At 62.6% G+C, this 18490-nt stretch carries 11 protein-coding genes; 3 read left to right on the top strand and 8 right to left on the bottom strand.

The features are described from left to right. Nucleotides 1-85 precede the first annotated feature (85 nt). Complete coding sequence (locus CWR53_RS10315; protein WP_100851444.1) at nucleotides 86-6427, bottom strand: non-ribosomal peptide synthetase; 6342 nt, start codon at nucleotides 6425-6427, stop codon at nucleotides 86-88. Between the two features lie 412 nt (nucleotides 6428-6839). On the opposite strand from CWR53_RS10315, the gene CWR53_RS10310 reads away from it, so the two are divergent. After that, nucleotides 6840-7622, top strand: coding sequence for a helix-turn-helix transcriptional regulator (locus CWR53_RS10310; protein ID WP_100851443.1), 783 nt, complete (start codon nucleotides 6840-6842; stop codon nucleotides 7620-7622). Nucleotides 7623-7758: 136 nt separating this feature from the next. Continuing rightward, a complete protein-coding gene (locus CWR53_RS10305; RefSeq protein WP_100851442.1) occupies nucleotides 7759-9894 on the top strand; it encodes a TonB-dependent siderophore receptor in 2136 nt (711 codons plus the stop codon). A gap of 51 nt (nucleotides 9895-9945) precedes the next feature. On the opposite strand, the gene CWR53_RS10300 is transcribed toward CWR53_RS10305, so the two are convergent. Both CWR53_RS10300 and CWR53_RS10295 read right to left on the bottom strand, forming a co-directional pair. Further along, nucleotides 9946-10467 carry an acyloxyacyl hydrolase gene (locus CWR53_RS10300; RefSeq protein ID WP_058604547.1) on the bottom strand — a complete coding sequence of 174 codons (522 nt, stop codon included), beginning with the start codon at nucleotides 10465-10467 and terminating at the stop codon, nucleotides 9946-9948. 366 nt (nucleotides 10468-10833) lie between these two features. Continuing rightward, a complete protein-coding gene (locus CWR53_RS10295; RefSeq protein ID WP_058639239.1) occupies nucleotides 10834-11703 on the bottom strand; it encodes a LysR family transcriptional regulator in 870 nt (289 codons plus the stop codon). Nucleotides 11704-11809: 106 nt separating this feature from the next. On the opposite strand from CWR53_RS10295, the gene CWR53_RS10290 reads away from it, so the two are divergent. After that, entirely contained in the window at nucleotides 11810-13195 is a 1386-nt protein-coding gene (locus tag CWR53_RS10290; RefSeq protein WP_100851441.1) for an aldehyde dehydrogenase family protein, read from the top strand. Nucleotides 13196-13513: 318 nt separating this feature from the next. Here CWR53_RS10290 and CWR53_RS10285 read toward each other — a convergent pair whose 3' ends face one another. From CWR53_RS10285 to tssF, 5 genes are read right to left on the bottom strand one after another with little or no spacing between them, the layout of a single operon-like run. Continuing rightward, nucleotides 13514-14680: an OmpA family protein gene (locus CWR53_RS10285; protein ID WP_100852623.1), complete on the bottom strand. Its 1167-nt coding sequence runs from the start codon at nucleotides 14678-14680 to the stop codon at nucleotides 13514-13516. 11 nt (nucleotides 14681-14691) lie between these two features. Then, nucleotides 14692-15138 (bottom strand): type VI secretion system baseplate subunit TssE, encoded by a 447-nt coding sequence (gene tssE, locus CWR53_RS10280; RefSeq protein ID WP_058604544.1) that lies wholly within the window; start codon nucleotides 15136-15138, stop codon nucleotides 14692-14694. A 4-nt stretch (nucleotides 15139-15142) separates the two neighbouring features. Next, a complete protein-coding gene (gene tssJ / locus CWR53_RS10275; RefSeq protein ID WP_100851440.1) occupies nucleotides 15143-15679 on the bottom strand; it encodes a type VI secretion system lipoprotein TssJ in 537 nt (178 codons plus the stop codon). Next, on the bottom strand, nucleotides 15660-16757 hold the full coding sequence (tssG, locus tag CWR53_RS10270; protein WP_100851439.1) for a type VI secretion system baseplate subunit TssG: 1098 nt from the start codon (nucleotides 16755-16757) through the stop codon (nucleotides 15660-15662). Before tssG ends, tssJ begins: the two co-directional genes overlap by 20 nt. Then, the gene (gene tssF, locus CWR53_RS10265; RefSeq protein WP_100851438.1) at nucleotides 16721-18490 is read right to left on the bottom strand and encodes a type VI secretion system baseplate subunit TssF; all 1770 of its coding nucleotides are present in this window, start codon (nucleotides 18488-18490) and stop codon (nucleotides 16721-16723) included. The genes tssG and tssF overlap by 37 nt, the downstream gene beginning before the upstream one ends.

Here is an 18490-nt window from a genome sequence, read left to right as displayed (position 1 = left end):
AAGCAACGCGACCGGCCGGTCTGACATGGGAAGTGGGGACAACTGCGCAAACGATTGCCGGGACCGGCTGGCCCCGGGCCTGGCGTCAAAGGCGCCTGCGTTTGCCCAGGCTTGGGATGGTGGTAGGCGCGATGACGGCCTGTTCAGGCTGCGCCTGGGTACTGGCGGCGAGCCCCGAGAGCGTGGGCTGGGTGAACAGCGCCCTGGCATCGACATGCAGCCCGGCCTGGCGCAGGCGCGCCACCAGGCTCACGGCCAATAATGAATGCCCGCCCAGCTCGAAGAAGTTGTCGTCACGGCCCACTTGTTCGATCTTGAGCAACTCGGCCCAGATGGCTGCCATGGCCGCTTCCAGCTCGCCTTCGGGTGCGCGGTAGGCGCGGCTGATGACCGCATCGGCGCCGGGCTCGGGCAAGGCGCGTCGATCCAGCTTGCCGTTGGCGCTCAAGGGCAACTGCGCCAGGCGCACGAAGGCCTGGGGCACCATGTACTCCGGCATGCAGGCCAGCAGGTGACCGCGCAGGGCTTCGAGGGCCGGCGCGGGCTGGTCGTCGCACAGGGTGAAGTAGGCCACCAGGCGCTCCTCGCGCATCAGCACCACCGCCTGCGCAACCGCCGGGTGGGCGGTAAGCGAGGCTTCGATTTCACCCAGCTCCACACGCAGGCCGCGCAGCTTGACCTGGAAGTCGTTGCGGCCCATGAACTCAAGGTCGCCGTTTTCTCGATAGCGCACCAGATCGCCTGTACGGTAGAGCCGGTCGCCGTCGACGAAGGGGCTGGGGATGAAGCACTCGGCTTGAAGCTCAGGCAGGCCCAGGTAGCCGCGCGCGACGCCGACTCCACCGATATGCAACTGGCCCACGCCACCCAGCGGTACCGGGCGGTCGTGTTCATCGAGCACGTACACGCGGGTGTTGGGGATCGGACGGCCGATGGGCGGTGCCTGCACCGGCAATGGCGCATGGGCCGGCAACGACCAGGCGGTACTGTCGACTGTGGCCTCGGTGGGACCATACACGTTATGCACGCAAACCCAGGGCAAGCGCTCGCGAAGGCTTTGCAGCAACGCTGGGGTGAGGTCGCCGCCTCCGCAGAAGATGTCGGTGAGGCGGGTGCACCCCTGCACACCTGGCTGATCGAGGAACTGCTGCAACAGCGCCGGGACGAACTTGACGATGCTGACCTGCTGCGCCTTGATCAGCTCCACCAGATAGCCAGGATCCCGGTGCCCGCCAGGGCGAGCCAGGACCAGGCGCAAGCCCGCGGTCAACGGCCAGAACAACTCCCAGACCGAGCCGTCGAACGTGCACGGGGCGCGCTGTAGCAATGCGTCACCCGCGCGTGGGGCCCGGATCTGCGAACCCCAGTGCATCAGGTTGCACAGGCCGCGATGCTCGATCATCACGCCCTTGGGCGTGCCGGTGGAACCTGAGGTGTACATCACATAGGCCAGGTGCTGTGGGCCGAGGCCTGGCACCTGAGGGTCGGTGCAGGGGCGCTCGGTCACATCACAGCGGTCCAGGTTCAGGGTGGGCTGTTGCAGCGGCGCGAACAGCCCTGCCGTGGCCCCGTGCACCAGCACCGTGACCGGGTTGCAGTCCTGCAACATGAAGCGCAGCCGTTCTTCCGGGTATTCGGGGTCCAGCGGCACGTAGGCGCCGCCTGCCTTGAGCACCCCGAGCAATGCGATCATCAGGCTGACACCTCGCTCGATGCACACCGCCACGCGGCTGTCAGGTGTCACGCCCAGGCCGATCAGGTAGTGCGCCAGGCGGTTGGCCTGTTCGTTCAGCGTCTGGTAGCCCAGGCTCTGGCCGTCGGCCTGCAGGGCGATGGCCCAGGGCGTACGTTGCACCTGGGCTTCGAACAGCGCTGGCAGGGTGTGGTGAACAGGGCTGGTGGGATCTTCGGTGGCGTTGAAGTACTCGAGCATCAACGCCAGCTCCCGTGCAGGCACCGGGCATAGCTGCTGGAGCATACCGGACGCCGGGGCCGACAATGCCTGGCCGATCTGCTCAAGCGCCGTGTCCAGGTAGTCCAGCATACGCTGCGCCCCGAGCGCACGCGGGGCGCGCACGGCCAATTGCAGACAGTCTCCCGGGTCATCCACCGTCAATACCAAGCCATGGCTTGTCACTTCACTGGCTTCGACCAGCGCGACACCCGGCATGACCTCGCCCAATGGCACGGCACCCTGGCGGTAGTTCACCAGGCTATCGAACAGTGCGCTGCCGGCCGGCAGACCGCTGCATTGCTGGGCAAGGATCAGCGGCGCATCTTCATGGGCCAGCAGCGCCGCCAGGCGAGCATGGGTGTCCGTCAACGCCTGCGCTGGCGTGCAGCCATTGAGGTTGATGCGCAGTGGCAAGCTGTTGATGAACATCCCCAGCGCCCGGTCGGCGCCGGTGCCGGCCATGCTGCGCCCCAGCAATACCGTGCCCACGACCACCTGGTCGCGCCCACCCAGGCTACCGAGTGCATGGGCCCATGCCAGGTGCAGCAGGCTCGCAAGGCTGGCGCCATGCGCCCTTGCCAGGGTGCGCAGGCCGGCAACCGTGGCGGCGGGCAGGTCACGGCTGGCGTTCTCGAGGTCGGCCTGATCGAGCGCCGCCCCGCCCCAGCCTGCCAAGGGCTGCTGCGGCTCCAAACCCGCCAATTGCTCGGTGAAGAATGCCCGGTGGGCGGCCTGGCGCTCGGCGCGGTTAGTGAGCGCCACGTAATCCCGGTACGGCACAGGCGCTGGCAATTGCGCGCCCTGCCCTGCCATCCAGGCCTCCAGCTCACCCAGTAGCACTTGCAACGACACCGCGTCATTGACCAGATGGTGAAACCGCAGCAGCGCCAGCCAACGGCCCTGTTCAGGTGCATCCATGCACACCAGCGCCAGCATCGGGGCCTTGTCCAGACTGAGCGGGCGCCGGCTGGGATGATAGTGCTCACGCCATTGACCTTCAGGCCCCTGCCATCGTTCGACCGGCAGGCGGGCATGGCGCCAGACCACCTGATGCGGCGTCTCCAGCCCTTCCCAGGCCAAGCTTGTGCGCAGGATGTCGTGGCGCTCCACCACATGCTGCAACGCAGCGGCGAAGTTATGCATCTGTTGCTCGGTGGCGAACGAGAACACAGCCTGTTGCTGGTACGGGTCGACCGTGTCCGTCAGGTGATGGTACAGCAGCCCCTGCTGCAAGGGCGCCAAGGGGTAGATTTCCTGCACATTGGCCGCGCCACCCGGCACCCTTGCTACGATGCGGTCGAGCGCTGCCTGACCCAGCGTGGCCAAAGGCAGCATACCGGGCTCGATGCGCTGGCAACCCGACGCAATGCAAGGCGCGGGGGTCTGCACGCACTCGGTGGCCCTGGTGCTGGCGGCGACCGCTGCCAGGGTTGACTGCCCGAACAGCACCTGGACATCGACCTGCAGCCCTTGTTGGCGCATGCCCTCGATCAGTTGGACAGCCAGCAGCGAATGCCCGCCCAGTTCGAAGAAGTGATCGTAGCGGCCGATGCGCTCGATATGCAGCAACTGGGTCCAGAGCGCGGCCAAGCGTTGCTCCATCTCCCCTTCTGGCGGCTCGTGCTCATGCCGCACCATGGCCGTGTCATTGGCTGGAGGCAACGCGCGCCGGTCGAGCTTGCCATTGGCAGTCAAGGGCCAGTGGGCGACCTGCATGTAGGCGACCGGCAGCAGGGCGACAGGCAGGCTGTCGCGCAGATGATCGTGCAAGGCCCTGGGAATGACCGGATGGGTCGCCGTGAACCAGGCATGCAGCTGACCCTCGCACAGCATGACCACGCCGTCGCTCACCGCCGGGTGACGGCTCAAGGCGGCTTCGATCTCTGCAAGCTCCACCCGCATGCCGCGGATCTTCACTTGGTCATCGTTGCGGCCCAGGTACTCAAGCGTGCCGTCGGGCAACCAGCGCACCCAGTCACCGGTCCGGTAAAGCTGGGCACCAGGCGCGCTACTGAACGGGTCTTGTACGAAGCGCTCGGCGCTCAGTTGCGGCTGGTTGAGGTAGCCCCTGGCCACGCCCTGGCCACCGATGTACAGCTCGCCGGCCGCGCCGGGCGGCAGCAGCTGGCCCTGGCCGTCCAGCACATACACCTGGGTGTTGGCAATCGGGACGCCGATGTGCAATGGCCCACCCGGCTGCACCTGGCCTGACGTGGCCACCACCGTGGCTTCGGTCGGGCCATAGTTGTTGATCACTTTGTACGTCAGCTCTGGGCCCAGTCGTCGCAGGCGGTCACCGCCCACCAGAAGGGTTTGCAACGTTGGATGAGGCATCCCCTGGGCGAAGGCGAGCTCCGCAATCGGCGTGGGCAAGAAGCTGACGTGAAGCGGTTGCGCCCGCCACCAGGCGAGCAAGGCGTGCACGTCTTCGGCGCCCTCGCGCACGGGGGCCAGGTGCAAAGTGGCGCCACTGCACAGCGCTGGCCAGACCTCCCAGGCCATGGCGTCGAAGCCAAAGCCGGCCACGCTGGACTGATGGCGACCTGGGCCAAGCGCAAATTGGGTGCAGTGCCAGTCCACCAGGTTGGCCAACATGCGTTGCTCGACCATCACCCCCTTGGGTTGGCCGGTGGAGCCAGAGGTATAGATGACGTAGACCAAATCCGTACTCGTTTGCGGTGCGAATGAGAAGCTGGCTACGGGCTTGGTGGGCCACGACGGGTTGTCCAGTTCGATCTGTGGTCTGCCGTGCTTGGGCAGGCGCGGTGCGAACCGCGAAAGGGTCAGGACCACGTGCGGGGCGCTGTCCTGCAACAGGTAAGCGATACGCTCTGCCGGGTGAGCCGGATCGATCGGCACGTAGGCACCGCCTGCCTTGAGCACCGCCAGCAGCCCAACCAGGGTCTCCAGCCCTCGCTGGGCGGCCACCGCCACGCGCCGTTCAGGGCCCACGCCCAGGCTGCCGAGGTGTTGGGCCAGGGCGCTTGCGCGGTGGTCAAGCTCACCGTAGCTCAAGGTTTGGTCGCCGAAACAGGCTGCCAGGGCTTGCGGACGAGTGCGGGCTTGCAGCTCGATGCGTTGCTGAATCAGGCAAGGCGCAGTGTCGGTCGCCGGCAGGGCTGTCAGGTTCCATGCTTTGAGGCGTTGATGCTCGGGTGCAGTCAGCATGTCGAAGGCCGATACCAGGGCCTGGGGTTGGGCCAGCCCCTGCTCCAGCACGTGCAGCAACCGTGCGCCAATGGCCTCGGCTTGTTCGTCGCTGAACCAGGCGCGGCTGTGCACCAGGTGCAGGCGCGCCGTGCCTGCGTGGGTGTTGCAGCGCAGATGGATGCTCAAGGGTGAGGGTTCATGGCCATTGCAGATCATGACCGTCGCACCTGCTGCATCGCCGATTCGCAGTGCGTTGCTGTCTTCTTCGAACGACACCAGCAGTTCGAACAACTGCGTGCGCCCTTCATGTTGCGCGGCGAGGTCGCGCTTGAGCGCGCTCAGCGGGTAGCGCTGATGACGAAAGTCCTGCTTGAGCGTAGCGGCAATGGCTTGAATCAGGCCCGCGAAGGACAGGTTCCTGCCAAAGTCCATGCGCAGCGGGCTGACCTGGGTGAACAATCCCAGGGTCGCCTTGAACTGTGCGTTGGCCCGGTTGCGCACCGGCAAGCCGACCATCCACTGATCGCGCTGCCACGTGCGGCAGACGCAGACGTGCAGTGCCGCCAGCAACACGGGCAACGGCGACACGTCCAGGGTGTTGGCCAGCGCTCGCAGGTTGCGCATCAGGTCAGGCGCAACCGCCAGGTCATACGTATGGCTAGGCGGGCCCTCCGGCGACAAGGCCGACTGGGTAGGCCGCAGCAGGGGGTCGGGCAGTTGGGCAAGCCTGGCCAGCCAGTAGTCACGGTCTCGCTGATAACGTGCCGAAGCCTGATAGCGGGCGTCATCCTCGATGTAGGCGCAGTACGAGGGCGCACTGGCGGGCAACGGCTGGTGGTCTTCGAGCTTGTGGTAGAGGTCGGCCAGTTGCTTGAACCACTGGTCCACGCCCCACCCATCGAGCACCAGGTGATGGGCGCGCAAGGCCAGCAGGTGCTCGTGGGGGCTCAGCCTGATCAGCCTGGCCTCCCACAGTGGCCCTTGCTCCAGTGCAATAGGGCTGCGCATCCAGGCGTCGAGAAGGTTCAGGGCGGCATCGGCGGGGTGGGCCTCAGCCTGCAGGTCGTCCCACATCAATTTCACGGGCAGTTGGGTGGCGAAACGCTGCTGTGCCAAGCCACCGTCCTGCACCCAGGTGGTGCGCAAGGCATCGTGCAGGCTAGCCAGATGATCCAGTGCCTGCGCCAGCCTGGTCCTGTCCACCTGCCCCTCCAGCGCGACATAGGCGCCAATGTTGTACAGCGGGGACGAGCCTTGGCTGAGTTGCTCCAGCCAGATATCCCGCTGGGCAACGGTCAGGTCGAAAAGGTTGGCGGCAGGCATGATCGGTCAGGTCCTTCTGAGGGGTCAGCGTGGGATTCAAACACCGGGCGCCTGCTGTGTATGGCCCATTAAACCCGGACAGCCCTGGAAGCAACGCGAGCTGCTGAAATCCTTGTAGGAGATTACCTACACGGGGCCGGCGACGATGGCTCACGGCATACCGTATTCGCTGCATTCAGGTCCCATGAGCCACCGTTCTGACGCCAATTTGCTGGCATATAGCCCGTTTCATAGCGTTCCCCCGCGCTTCAGTTGACCTGCGCCTATCACCTTTTGCTGGCATTTTCTGTCCCTGAATCCCACTACAGACGCTTCCCAGCCAGCGGGCTTGAATACGCCCATACACCCTGCCCGGCTGCAATGTGGTTGCACGGGCAGACGCAACTCCAGCAGGCCTCAGGAACCCATCGACATGATGTTGAACGCTCGCTCCGACTACCGCCCAGACCCTCAACTCTACCTGCAACTGGGTGAATTGATCGCGCAGACCGGAGGCGCCTGTTTCGCCGAACAGATGCTTCGCCTGGTACAGGATCAAGTCAGCATCGACGGGTTGGAGATCAGTGAATGGACCCTCGATGCACCGCAGCTGACGGACAGCCGCGTCGAAGTGCTCGGCCGCGCCGGTGTGCATGCCAGGCAGGTGGGTTCACGCGCGCCTCATCCCCTGCTGCAGTCGATCGAGCGGATGCACGACCCGTTGCTCATCGAGTTCAAGGCGCCCGACGGTAGCAATCCGCGTAACCTGCGGCGGGCCCATCAATGCCACCTGGTGTCCTGCAGCGGCAGCAAGCGGTGGGTGATCAGTGCCTACCGGTTGCCCAGCGAGCGACGCTTTTCGCTGGCAGAGCTGTCGCAGCTCAAAAGCCTCTCGAGCACCTTGCTGCCGCTCGTGGAACATCACGGCCAATTGCTCGGCCATGACGGCGCCGAAGTGATCGGCCAGGCGCTGGATGACGCGGAGGTCGGCAGACTGCAGCAAGCCTTCGGCAGGCGCCTGCTTCAGGCGTCGGTCAAGCTCTCGGTGCGCGAACAGGAGGTGTGCATGGGCTTGCTCGGCGGCTGCACTGTCCCTGAGCTGGCCCAGCGGTTGAATGTAAAGAACAGTTCTGTTGAGACCTATCTAAAACGCGCCGCTGCCAAGCTAGGCGTAAGCGGCCGTAATGGCCTGACCAAATGGATGACAGCTGGCTAGCGACCTGTTCATTACCGTCTGCGCATACAGAGCACAGGTGTAAACCTAAACAGATGCATTTGATAATGATTCGTAGTATTTTTCGCGGCGCGGTTAAACCTCCAACCTCAGCGCCCTACTTAGGATCGTACTGTCGATGCGTCGCACGTTCGTCTCGCTTTGTGTACTTCACGCCGTTTCCCCCCTGGCGTTTGCCGACCCGGCCTCCCCGCCCGACACCGCGCAAATCGAACTTCAAGCCTTGAGCATTACCGGCAGTGCCGACGCCGAGCGGGCCAATGGCCCGGTCGAGGGGTACAAGGCCAGTCGCTCGGCCAGCGCCACGCGCACTGACACGGCACTGCACGAGACGCCTCAGTCGGTCAGCGTGGTGCCCAAGGATGTCCTGCAGGATACGGGCGCCACGCGCCTGCAGGACGGGCTCGACTATGCCGGCGGCGTAGGCCGTGCCAACAACTTCGGCGGCCAGGGCCTTACCACCTTCACGGTGCGCGGCTTTACCACTGGCGAGTTCTACCGCAACGGGTTCCCGATCAACCGTGGCTACCCCAACGCGCCCGACGCCAACACGGTCGAGCGCCTGGAAGTCATCCGCGGCCCGGCCAGCAGCCTGTATGGCCGTGGCGATCCGGGGGGCACCTTCAACGTGGTCAGCAAGCAACCCCTACCAGACCCTAAAGTGACCCTGGGCAGTCAGTTCGACGACCAAGGCATGCACCGCGCTACCCTCGATGCCACCGGGCCGCTGAACGAGGATGGCTCCGTGGCCTACCGGCTCAATGTGCTGGGCGAAGGCGGCGACAGCTTCCGTGACGATGTGCAGGGCGAGCGCTATGACGTAGCGCCAGTACTCAGCTGGCAGGTCAACGACAGCACCAAGGTGGTGTTCGAAGGCGACTTCATGCGCAACAACCACCCCCTTGATCGCGGCCTGACCCGCTACGCCAGCCAACCGCGCAGCGCCTCGCGGGACACCTACATCTGGGAGAAGGGCAGTGACAACCTGCTGCACAACGACAACAACATGGCCCAGGTACGCTTCGAGCATCTGCTCAACCAGGACTGGACGCTGGCTGGCGGCTTCCAGTTCCTCGATGGCAGCCTGCAGGGCAATGCCGTGGAAGCCAACAAGGCCCCGGCCGATGGTCGCACCCTGGAGCGCAACTTCAACTGGCGCAAGCTGCAGTGGACCGACCGGGACTGGCAACTGAACCTGACGGGGCACTTCGACACAGGCGCGTTCAGCCACACCTTGCTGACCGGCGTCGAATACGAGAACTACGATTACAACTCCATCATCCAGCGCTCCTCGGCGCGCGATGGCACCTACCCCATCGATATCTATCACCCGGTACTGGGCCAGCCTCGCCCTGCCTTGACGCGCACCACCACCTGGGACAAGGAGAACCTGCAAACCTGGGCGTTCTTCATTCAGGACCAAGTGGCCCTGACCGAACGTCTCAAGGCGCTGGCCGGGGTACGCCTGGAGCGCTTCGAGCATGACTACGACGACAAGATGCCCACCAACCGCGACTTCAGCAAAGGGGAAAATGGCGTCACGCCGCGCGTTGGGCTGATCTACGACCTGACCGATACATTAGCGGTGTACGCCAATACCGCGCGCTCGTTCAAGCCCAACACCGGCACGCCCGCCAGCGGTGGCGGCTTCGATCCGGAAAAGGGCAAGTCTTATGAGCTGGGGTTGAAGTGGGCGTCGCTCGATGGCCAGCTGAGCGCGGATGCCGCGGTCTATCACATCATCAAGGAAAATGTCCTGGCCAACGATCCAGGCGACCCTACCAACACCTTCAAGGTGGCCGCAGGCCAAGTGCGCAGCCGCGGGCTGGATATCAATGTGGCAGGCAACCTGACCCCCGAATGGCGCGTCATCGGTGGCTATTCCTATGTCGACGCCGAAGTCACCAAGGACACCAGCCTGCCCAGCGGTACGCGCCTTGCCAATATCCCGCGCAATACCTTCAGCCTGCTGAACACCTACGAGTTTCAGGACGGTTTGGCCAAGGGGCTCGGGGTGGGCGTAGGGGTGAAGTACGTGGATGACCGCGCCGGCCAGACCGCAACCACCACCTACACCATGGAGCGCTACAGCGTGGTGGACTTGCTGAGCTTCTACAAGGTCAACGAGCACGTACGCCTGAACCTGGATGTGAAGAACCTGTTCAACAAGGGCTATGACGAAGGCTCGTTCAACACCTACGCCTATCCCGGCGCGCCGCGTACGGTGCAGGCCGGGGTGGCCTACACCTTCTGACAGGCACTCGACCGGCTCGGCGGCAACGCAGCCGCCGAGCCGGGCTGGTCATCAGAAGCCTTTGCTGTAGAAAAGCGAGTACGACTCGATGCCGTCGTTGGGCTGGCGGATGCCGGCGTTGGAGTAATGGATGGCGCGGATGCCGACCTTCTGCTCCGACGGCAACTTCAAGCCCAGGCCAATACGGTCTTCGAAGTTGAAGGACGAGCCCAGGCGCTGGTCGCCGACACGGGTCTTGGAAAATGCCGCGATACCGATACCCGCTTCGATGTAGGGGGTGTAGGTGAAGCCGCTGAACTCATAGGTGAACACCGGGCTGAAGGACAGCGAGTGGGCACCGCTGGCGTCACCGCCTTCCCAATAGGTGTAGCCCGCGTCCCAGTAGCCGGTCAGGTGACCAACACTGGTTTCGAACCACTGCTTGTCCCAGTCGAAGGACAAGCCTGCACGGTAGGTCATGTCGCCTTGGCTGGTAACACCGACAGCGCCGGAAACCTGAGCAGCCTGGGCCAGGTTCGCCCCGGCGAAGGCCAGCACGGCGGCAGCCAACGAAGCAGCGATACGGGATTTCATCTATGACATCTCCTGATGGTAAGTGCGACAGCTGGAAGTCTGGACCCTGGGTCAGTCGGTTGCATCAGCCTGCTGAGCATCGACCGGACGGCCTGGGGCTTTGACCTCTCGAAATTTTTGGTAACCGAATCTCATGTTTCGGTCACACGATGTAATAATTGCCGGATTATGGTCAGTTGTATAGGAACTTGGAAGTAGATTGCTATCACTTCTCGTGTTCCTTAGCCGTTTACTACTTGGATTGGGCTGGATAGGCGCGCTAGACCGCTTTCCATATCCAAGGCCCTGGCATAGTGGTCCAACGCATCGAGCCGGCAACGGATGCCTAGACTGGTCGCTGTAAGAATCGTTCAAAATCATTTTGAATCACGTAGATGAGATACTTTCTTCAAGTAGATTCACGAACGTTGACAAGCTGCGCGAGACCGTTCCACGGCGCCAGACCAGCCAGGTCTTGAGGTAACGGAAGTCTTCTGACATCGGCCAGGCACTGACCGTACTGCACCCCGGCATATTTTCCAGCATGGTTCGCGGCATCATGGCCAAGCCTGCACCGGCGCTGACGCACGCCAACATGCCATGGTAGGACTCCATTTCGTGGATCTTGCGTGGGACGGCCTGATCGTTGACGAACCAGTTCTCGAAATGGTGCCGGTACGAGCAGTTGGCGCGAAAGGCGTAGATGTTTTCGCCGTTCACGTCTTGCGCCCGGGTCACGGGCGCGTGGTTGAGGGGCGCGATGATCACCATCTCTTCTTCAAAGACCGGCATCCCCTCCAAGGTCGGGTGCAAGACCGGCCCGTCGATGAACGCGGCCACCAGCCGACCCGACAGAACACCCTCGAGCATGGTGCCGGATGGTCCCGTGGACAGATCCAGGTCCACCTTGGGATAGCGCTGGTTGTAGGCTGCCAGCACGGCCGGGATCCGCACCGCCGCGGTGCTTTCGAGCGAGCCGAGGGCGAATGTGCCCTGTGGGTCCTCCCCTGCCACCGTGCTGCGCGCCTCCTGGACCAAGTCGAGGATGCGCCGGGTGTACTCCAGAAAATTCCAGCCGGCCGGGGACAAGCGCAGGCGGCTTTTTTCGCGAATGAACAGGTCCACGCCCAAGTCCTCTTCCAGTTGCTTGATGCGCGTGGTCAGGTTGGAGGGCACCCGGTGGATATGCTGCGCCGCTGCACTGATGCTGCCTTGCTCGGCGACTGCCTTGAACATCTCAAGTTGTATCAGGTCCACGGCTTTCTCCAAACGTGAATGAGTGGCTCATTATTATTCAGTTTTCATTAAAGCCCTAGCCCACTAGTCTGAGCCCACTGCATACCTACAGCGAGATTGTCCCGCCATGAATGCGATCAGCAGCCAGACCCACGCCATCTCCCTTGACCCGTATACCGGCGAACAGATCGGCGCCTACCCGTTCGACACCGATGCCGCGCTCGAAGCTGCGCTAACGCGGGCCAAGCATGGCTACGGCCAGTGGAGCCGGCTGTCGGCCGATCAGCGCAGCGAGCACCTCCTGGCGCTCGCCACTGCCCTGGAGACTCAGGCAGAGACGTTTGCCCAGATGATCAGCCGCGAAATCGGCAAACCCATCACCCAGGCCCGGGGTGAAGTCAGCAAGTGCGTGGGGCTATGCCGCTGGTACGCCGAGCACGGCCCCGCGATGCTCGCGCCTGAAGCGACCCAGGTCGAAAAAGCCCGCATCGAATACCGCCCGTTGGGCCCGATCCTGGCCGTGATGCCTTGGAACTTCCCCATCTGGCAGGTGCTGCGCGGCGCGGTACCGGCGATTCTGGCGGGTAATACCTACGTGCTCAAGCATGCCCCCAATGTGATGGGCAGCGCCTACCTGCTGGACAAGCTGTTCAAGGATGCGGGCGTCCCGCAGGGTGTGTTCGAGGTGCTCAACGTGACACCGGAAGGTGTGACTCGCGCCATCAACGACCCGCGCATTGCCGCGGTGACCTTGACCGGCAGCGTGCGCGCCGGCATGGCGATCGGTGCTCAAGCCGGTGCTGCGCTGAAGAAGTGCGTACTGGAACTGGGCGGCTCGGACCCTTTTATCGTGCTGGCCGATGCCGATCTGGATGCAGCCGTGCAGGCAGCAGTGATCGGGCGATACCAGAACACCGGGCAAGTGTGCGCGGCCGCCAAGCGCTTTATCGTCGAGCAGAGCATCGCCGAGGCCTTCACGCGCAAGTTCGTTGAAGCAACGCAGGCCTTGAAGGTGGGCAACCCGCTTGAAGAGGCGACCTATATCGGACCCATGGCCCGCTACGATTTGCGCGACGAGCTCGATGGCCAGGTGCAGGCCAGCCTTGCCGAGGGCGCTACGTTGTTGCTCGGCGGTCACAAGGTCGAGGGGGTGGCCAACGTTTACGCACCGACCGTGCTGGGGGATGTGACGCCGCAGATGACAGCCTTCAGGCAGGAACTGTTCGGCCCGGTTGCGGCGATCACCACCGCGCGGGATGCCGACCATGCCGTGGCGTTGGCCAACGACAGTGAGTTTGGTCTGGCCTCGACCATCTACACCGCCGACTATGCCTTGGCCGAGCGCATGACGTCGGCGCTGGAGACCGGTGCGGTGTTCATCAATGGCTACTGCGCTTCCGACCCCCGTGTCGCCTTCGGCGGGGTGAAGAAAAGCGGGTTCGGGCGTGAACTGTCGCATTTTGGCGTGCGTGAGTTCACCAATGTGCAGACGGTGTGGTTGGATCGCAACTGAGGCGCTGGCAGGCTTGGGTGCCGTGTTGCGGGGTTAGCTTCGCGTTTTACACCGTCGGGGGCCGCTGCGCGTCCCCATCGCGGTACAAGACCGCTCCTACACGCGGGCCGGTGGGTTTCCTGTAAGGGGCAAGACAGTCACCCTAGACGCAGCGCCCGGCTCAGGGTTACGCGGTCCCTGTAGGAGCGGTCTTGCACCGCGACGGGCCGCGCAGCGGCCCCAGCGATCTAGAGTGCCCGCTGACTCCAGGATGTCCGGTACATCCTTGTGCACGTTACGCGCCTGCGAGTCTAGTTGCTAAATGGCCTGGATTAGCCATCACGCAGGCTCCTTTTCCCGAATCGAACGCCCTACCGCCCCCAGCTCACCGCATGCATCTCGCTGAGGTACCAGGCGAATGTCCACCCGACGATTCTCTGCGCGACCATTGAGGGTGTCATTGCTGCTGACCGGCTGACTGGCTGCGACACCTTGGACAGCGAAGCAACTGTCTGGAATATCGCCCATGCGCTGCATCCAGTCGCGAACAGCAGAGGCGCGGGCACGAGAAAGATCTAGATTCCTGGCAGCATCCCCCCGCGCATCCGCATGTCCGGAAATAACGATCAGCCAGCCTGGTTGAGCCTTGATTCCGACCAGAGCATTGATCAACAGCTTGGTTGAGCCGGGTTTGAGTTCAGCGCTGCCGGGATCGAACAGGGTCAAGCTGTCGAGTTGGATAGGATCAGGCGTAGGGAGTTCTTCTGCTTGCCTGGCTGCCCACTCTTGCCAGCCCAACCACCCCAAGGACGCAATCGTGACCATCAATGTCAGCAACCATGGCAATACGACACGCTTGTGCACCGAAGGCTCGACAACGAATGTATAAGCCGCAGGCGCAGAAACGACAGCAGCCATGTGAGGCGTAATGGAAGGCTCAGCAACCGTCGCCCAGGATTGCAGCGCAAGCGGCATTGGCGCCGCTCGGCTTGCCGACACGCGTTGCAGAAGGCTGACTATCTGATTGCGCAAGACCTGCAGCGACACCAATGGCGCATGACCGAGGCGTTCCAAGCGATGCTCCAGCCGGTTCAGCTCGGCAACCAGATTGCTCAGCACTGCCGAGTTTGACGTGCCCCACTCCACCCGGCGTACCCACGGATGCAATTGAGCAAACAGCCAAGCCAGGAGATCGATACGAGCTGACGCCTGCACTGGCCACAAGTGCGGCCACTCATCGCTCAGTGTCCCGAGCAGCGCCACGCCTTCAGTCAAGCCCGCCAACCCCGTGCGGTAGCTACGCGCAAGCACAAAAGCCACCGCGGTCTGCAGTTCAACCCCGTTCAGCTCGAATAGCCGCAGGCACAGCCCCTCGACTTTTGCCCAGTCCACGTCTGGGCAGGCAGGGTGATTGAGCTTTGCCAACTCACCGTGCAGCCTCTTGAACTCATCGAAGTTGCCCGGATTACCACCCAGGCGGACACGCATCTCAAAAAGCGTCGTCATCTGGCCCCCTGTCAGTTCCATTGCACGGGAAGGTAGCCTTCCTGCTTGAGGTGACGCACCACAACCCTGCCTTCGACCCCGAGCGTGGTCCCAAAGAACGCCCTGCCGCCGCCCTTGATGAGTACGTCAAGGGCATAGTCAAGATGACCAGGGCGGGACTGAGGCATCAGATGCACGCTCACCTGCGCCAGCCGTGGCTCATAACGGCGCAACGTTCGGGCGATGTTGTTCATCAAGCCATGGGCTGAAGCCGGTAGCCCTTGCAGCACCGTGCCCATATCTGGCAAACCATAGTCGGGCAGATGCGAGAGTGAACCTGCACGGCTGTTGAGAATTCGTTGAATGTTGTCCAGCACCGAGAGGGTCAACTGGTCATCTTCATTCACCTGGCTCAGCGCTAGCTCACCGCGGAAGTTCTGCAACAGCATTTCGTAAAGAGAAGGACTGGTTTCAGGCATGCAGTCAGCCCTCCGCGCGCTGTCGGAGCGTCAGTCGGTTATCGCCCAGTTCGAGCACCCTGGCCTGATCCGGTTCGAGGTCGCCCCGCTGCAAGACAACGCGCCACGTATTTTCGATAACGTCTGGACTTCGGAATAGCGCTACCACCGCAACATACCGAGCGTCGCTTTGTAGAGGTGTACTCAGCTGCGCCGCCTCGCCGGGCTTTATCACCACGACGCGCTCATCGAGCAGATCATCGCGAAGCACTCGCTCACCTTGGCTTACCAGTTCGTCATAGGAGGCATTCTCCAGTGCCTTGCTGCCCTTGAGCTGGTAGATCCGCACCAATACTGGCACCGACAGCCCGCTCATCTCTGCGCCATCGGTATTAATCGCTGTCCGGCCGTTGAGATCCAGGTGCAGCGTTTTGACTTGCTTGTAGAAGATCATCTGGGCAGTGGACGCCGTGCCGTCTGCCACCGTTTGTGCAAGGCCACACCCACTCAAAACAGCAAGCAACGTTGATGCGGTGAAGCAATTAAAAACGGTACGCAACATGCTGTACCTCCTTCCTGCAAGGATTCGGTTGCAGACCTTGATATCGGCCCAGGTTGATTGTGATCGCGTTGTATTGAGCCGATGCCTGTACGTCCTCTGTCTGCCTCAACACCGCGGTCATGCCAAGCATCGACCTGGTGCGTCCTAGTACAGGAGCCGGCACGATCTCGCGTGGAATAGAGAGTTGCAGCAGCGCTGTGCAACGCCACCCCAGATACACCTCAAGCAAAACCCGCAAATCGGTCAGCAGCCGGCCACCCGGAAGCCACTCACGCGCTTCATCCACATCCTCGGTACACAGCAAAAGGCGCAGTTGGCTGTTAGCGTCGTGCCCGACAGCACCCAATGGCATGCCCTGGCCCAACCTCACCGGACGCTCGGGTGCAAGACTGGCAGGCTGCTCAAGCAAAACGCTCTGCGGCCAATGCCCGGTCACGTGCGTATCCGTATGCGGCGCCAGCAACTTCACCAAAGCACCGATCCCCTCCGCGTTGCGCGTGGGCAGGCGCATCACACTGAGAAGGGCCAGAAAACGTGACATCGGTGTGGCGATGCGCGCTGCCGTACCGGGAATACCCAGCCCGATCAAGCCCAACAAACACTGTGAAGTGGCATCTCGCCCGCCCGGCTCGAACGTTGCCGGGTAGGAGTACTTGCGCCAGATCCGGTAGAACTGGGTAAATAGCCGATGGTTGAAGATATCGAGGAAGTGCTCCAGTGCCTCATGGCCTTCGCGCCGCTGAGCGATATCATCCAGATAGCCTGTGGGCAAAGGAGAGTCGACGCCATACAAACCCAGCAGCCGGGTTCGCACGGTCAGCGGTCGGTCTGGAGCAGACTCGTCGATTTCAATGGCCTTCAACTCACCTGCTGGAAATCCCATTCCAGGGTCTGGCCGGAACCTGACCCGGTCATCGCCGGGGTGTGCAGTGCTGCCCAACGGTGGTTGTTCAGCCAACACCTGCTCCAGCACCTGGCAGAAGCGGTAGACGTTAGCGGTTGAAACCTGTTCAGCCAGCACGTGCAGAATGCCTTCGGCCTTCAACCGGGAATACGCTGACTGTGATGTTCGTTCCATCGCAGGCACCTCCCCGTCGGTTGCAGAATCATCGTCAGTTGAGTGCACAAGTGAATGTCCGCGTACAGGGCGAAGAACCGGCTGAGCATTTCACCGAACAGGCAGATGTCCCCCTCCCCTGAAAAGCCGTTGCTATCGACCGTCACCTCGATATCCACACCTCGCAGCAAGAAGCCTTTTTCGAAGCGCTGGATCAGGTGATGCTTGACGTCGACAATGGCCTCAAGACGGCGGCGATTCGTTTCGCTGCCCGTCCACTCATACAAAGCCAACGTGCCACGCAGTACTTCAGCGCTGTTGAGCATCGGCAGAAAATTCGATCCCAGATGACTGAGCACTCGCCAGTGGAAACGATCGCGGTTCGGCGGGTAGCAAGGCAGCGTCGGCGCGGTCAGGTTGCGTACACGCAAGCCTGCCTGAGTGGACTGCGCCGCAGCATCGAGCAAGGTGCTGCGCAAGGCTTTGCGCGGCAGCTGGCCATTGGTACCCGTCAGGCGCAATGACAGGCTTTTGCGGTTGAGCAATACATCTTTGTCAAAGCCCTCCCCGCCAAGAATCAGCCAAGTGTCATGCAAACCATTGGCGCCGCGCCTCAAGCGGGTATGGAAGTAGCGCTCAGGGGCCTCATCGCGAAGCATGCCCCCTTTGTGGCGAAAGCTACTGAAAGGCACGTAGTCCTGACGCACGCTGTCCTTCGATCCAGAAACCTTGTCTACCGAGTAGATCTCTGTATGCCCGTCCTGCAAGCGCATTGGGCGAAGCAAGTATTCATTCTGCAACGGGTCCAGGGTGAGCGGGTCCGCCTCCAGTGCAAACAGGTTGATCACGGGAACCGCGTGCAGACGAATGTGCTCTTGTGTGGGCGTGAACGTATGCGACCAGGTCTCACTGAGCACGACTTCAAGCTCGAACCATGGGGCGTCTGGGGGCAACGCGAGCGAATCGAGGCCACACAGCGTGACGAACATGAATTTCTCACGGAACGTGAAGTACTCCAGCAACAACTGATAACCACTGAAGGCGCTATCGCCTTTAGGCCAAAGGCGATCATCGTCCGCAAACCCCTTTGGCTTGAAGTGCCCCGCAAATGCCTTGCGCTGCGCCGTGCCTGGCAAGCGCACATGCAGCGCCTGCACGTTCAATGTCAGCGCCTGATGCAGCACACTGGCAAGCGCCGCGTCGCCACTCAGATACAACGGGATATGCGCGAGGTCGAGTTGATCCCAGTTGGCCAGTGCTCCACGCGCGAAGCGTAGGCGCAGAGCTGCACGCCCATCTGGCTCATGGTCAAGTCGCACGGTTTCCAGATGGAGCGGCCGTAGCGTCAAATCCTGCGTGGTGGAGTAGCGGCAACGGGTACGGTGCTGCCCCACCGGCTGTGACAGCACCTGAAAGCCTTTTGCGACCTGCTCGCAGCCCTTCATCTGACTGACATCTGGCATCAGTTCGACGATGGCCAGCGATGGGATGGTGCGCAAATAATGGGGCCATAGCAGGCTTACCAGCCCCTCCGTCAGCTCAGGCAGGTCATCGTCCAGTTTCTCGCGCAGGCGCCCCATCAAAAACGCAAAACCTTCGAACAACCGCTCCACGAAGGGGTCTTCGGCGCCGGGTTTATCCAGGTTGAGCTGCGCCGCACGGTCCGGAAATGCCTGGGCAAACTCCTTGCCCGCTTCGCGCAGGTAGCGCATTTCAGCGTCGAAGTAACGCAGGGTTGGGTTGTCCGTAGTCAA

This window comes from Pseudomonas sp. SGAir0191 (assembly GCF_002812565.2).
Classification (GTDB): domain Bacteria; phylum Pseudomonadota; class Gammaproteobacteria; order Pseudomonadales; family Pseudomonadaceae; genus Aquipseudomonas; species Aquipseudomonas parafulva_B.
The sequence above is the reverse complement of the archived record's forward strand: the minus strand, read 5'-3'. Positions and strand labels throughout refer to the sequence as shown.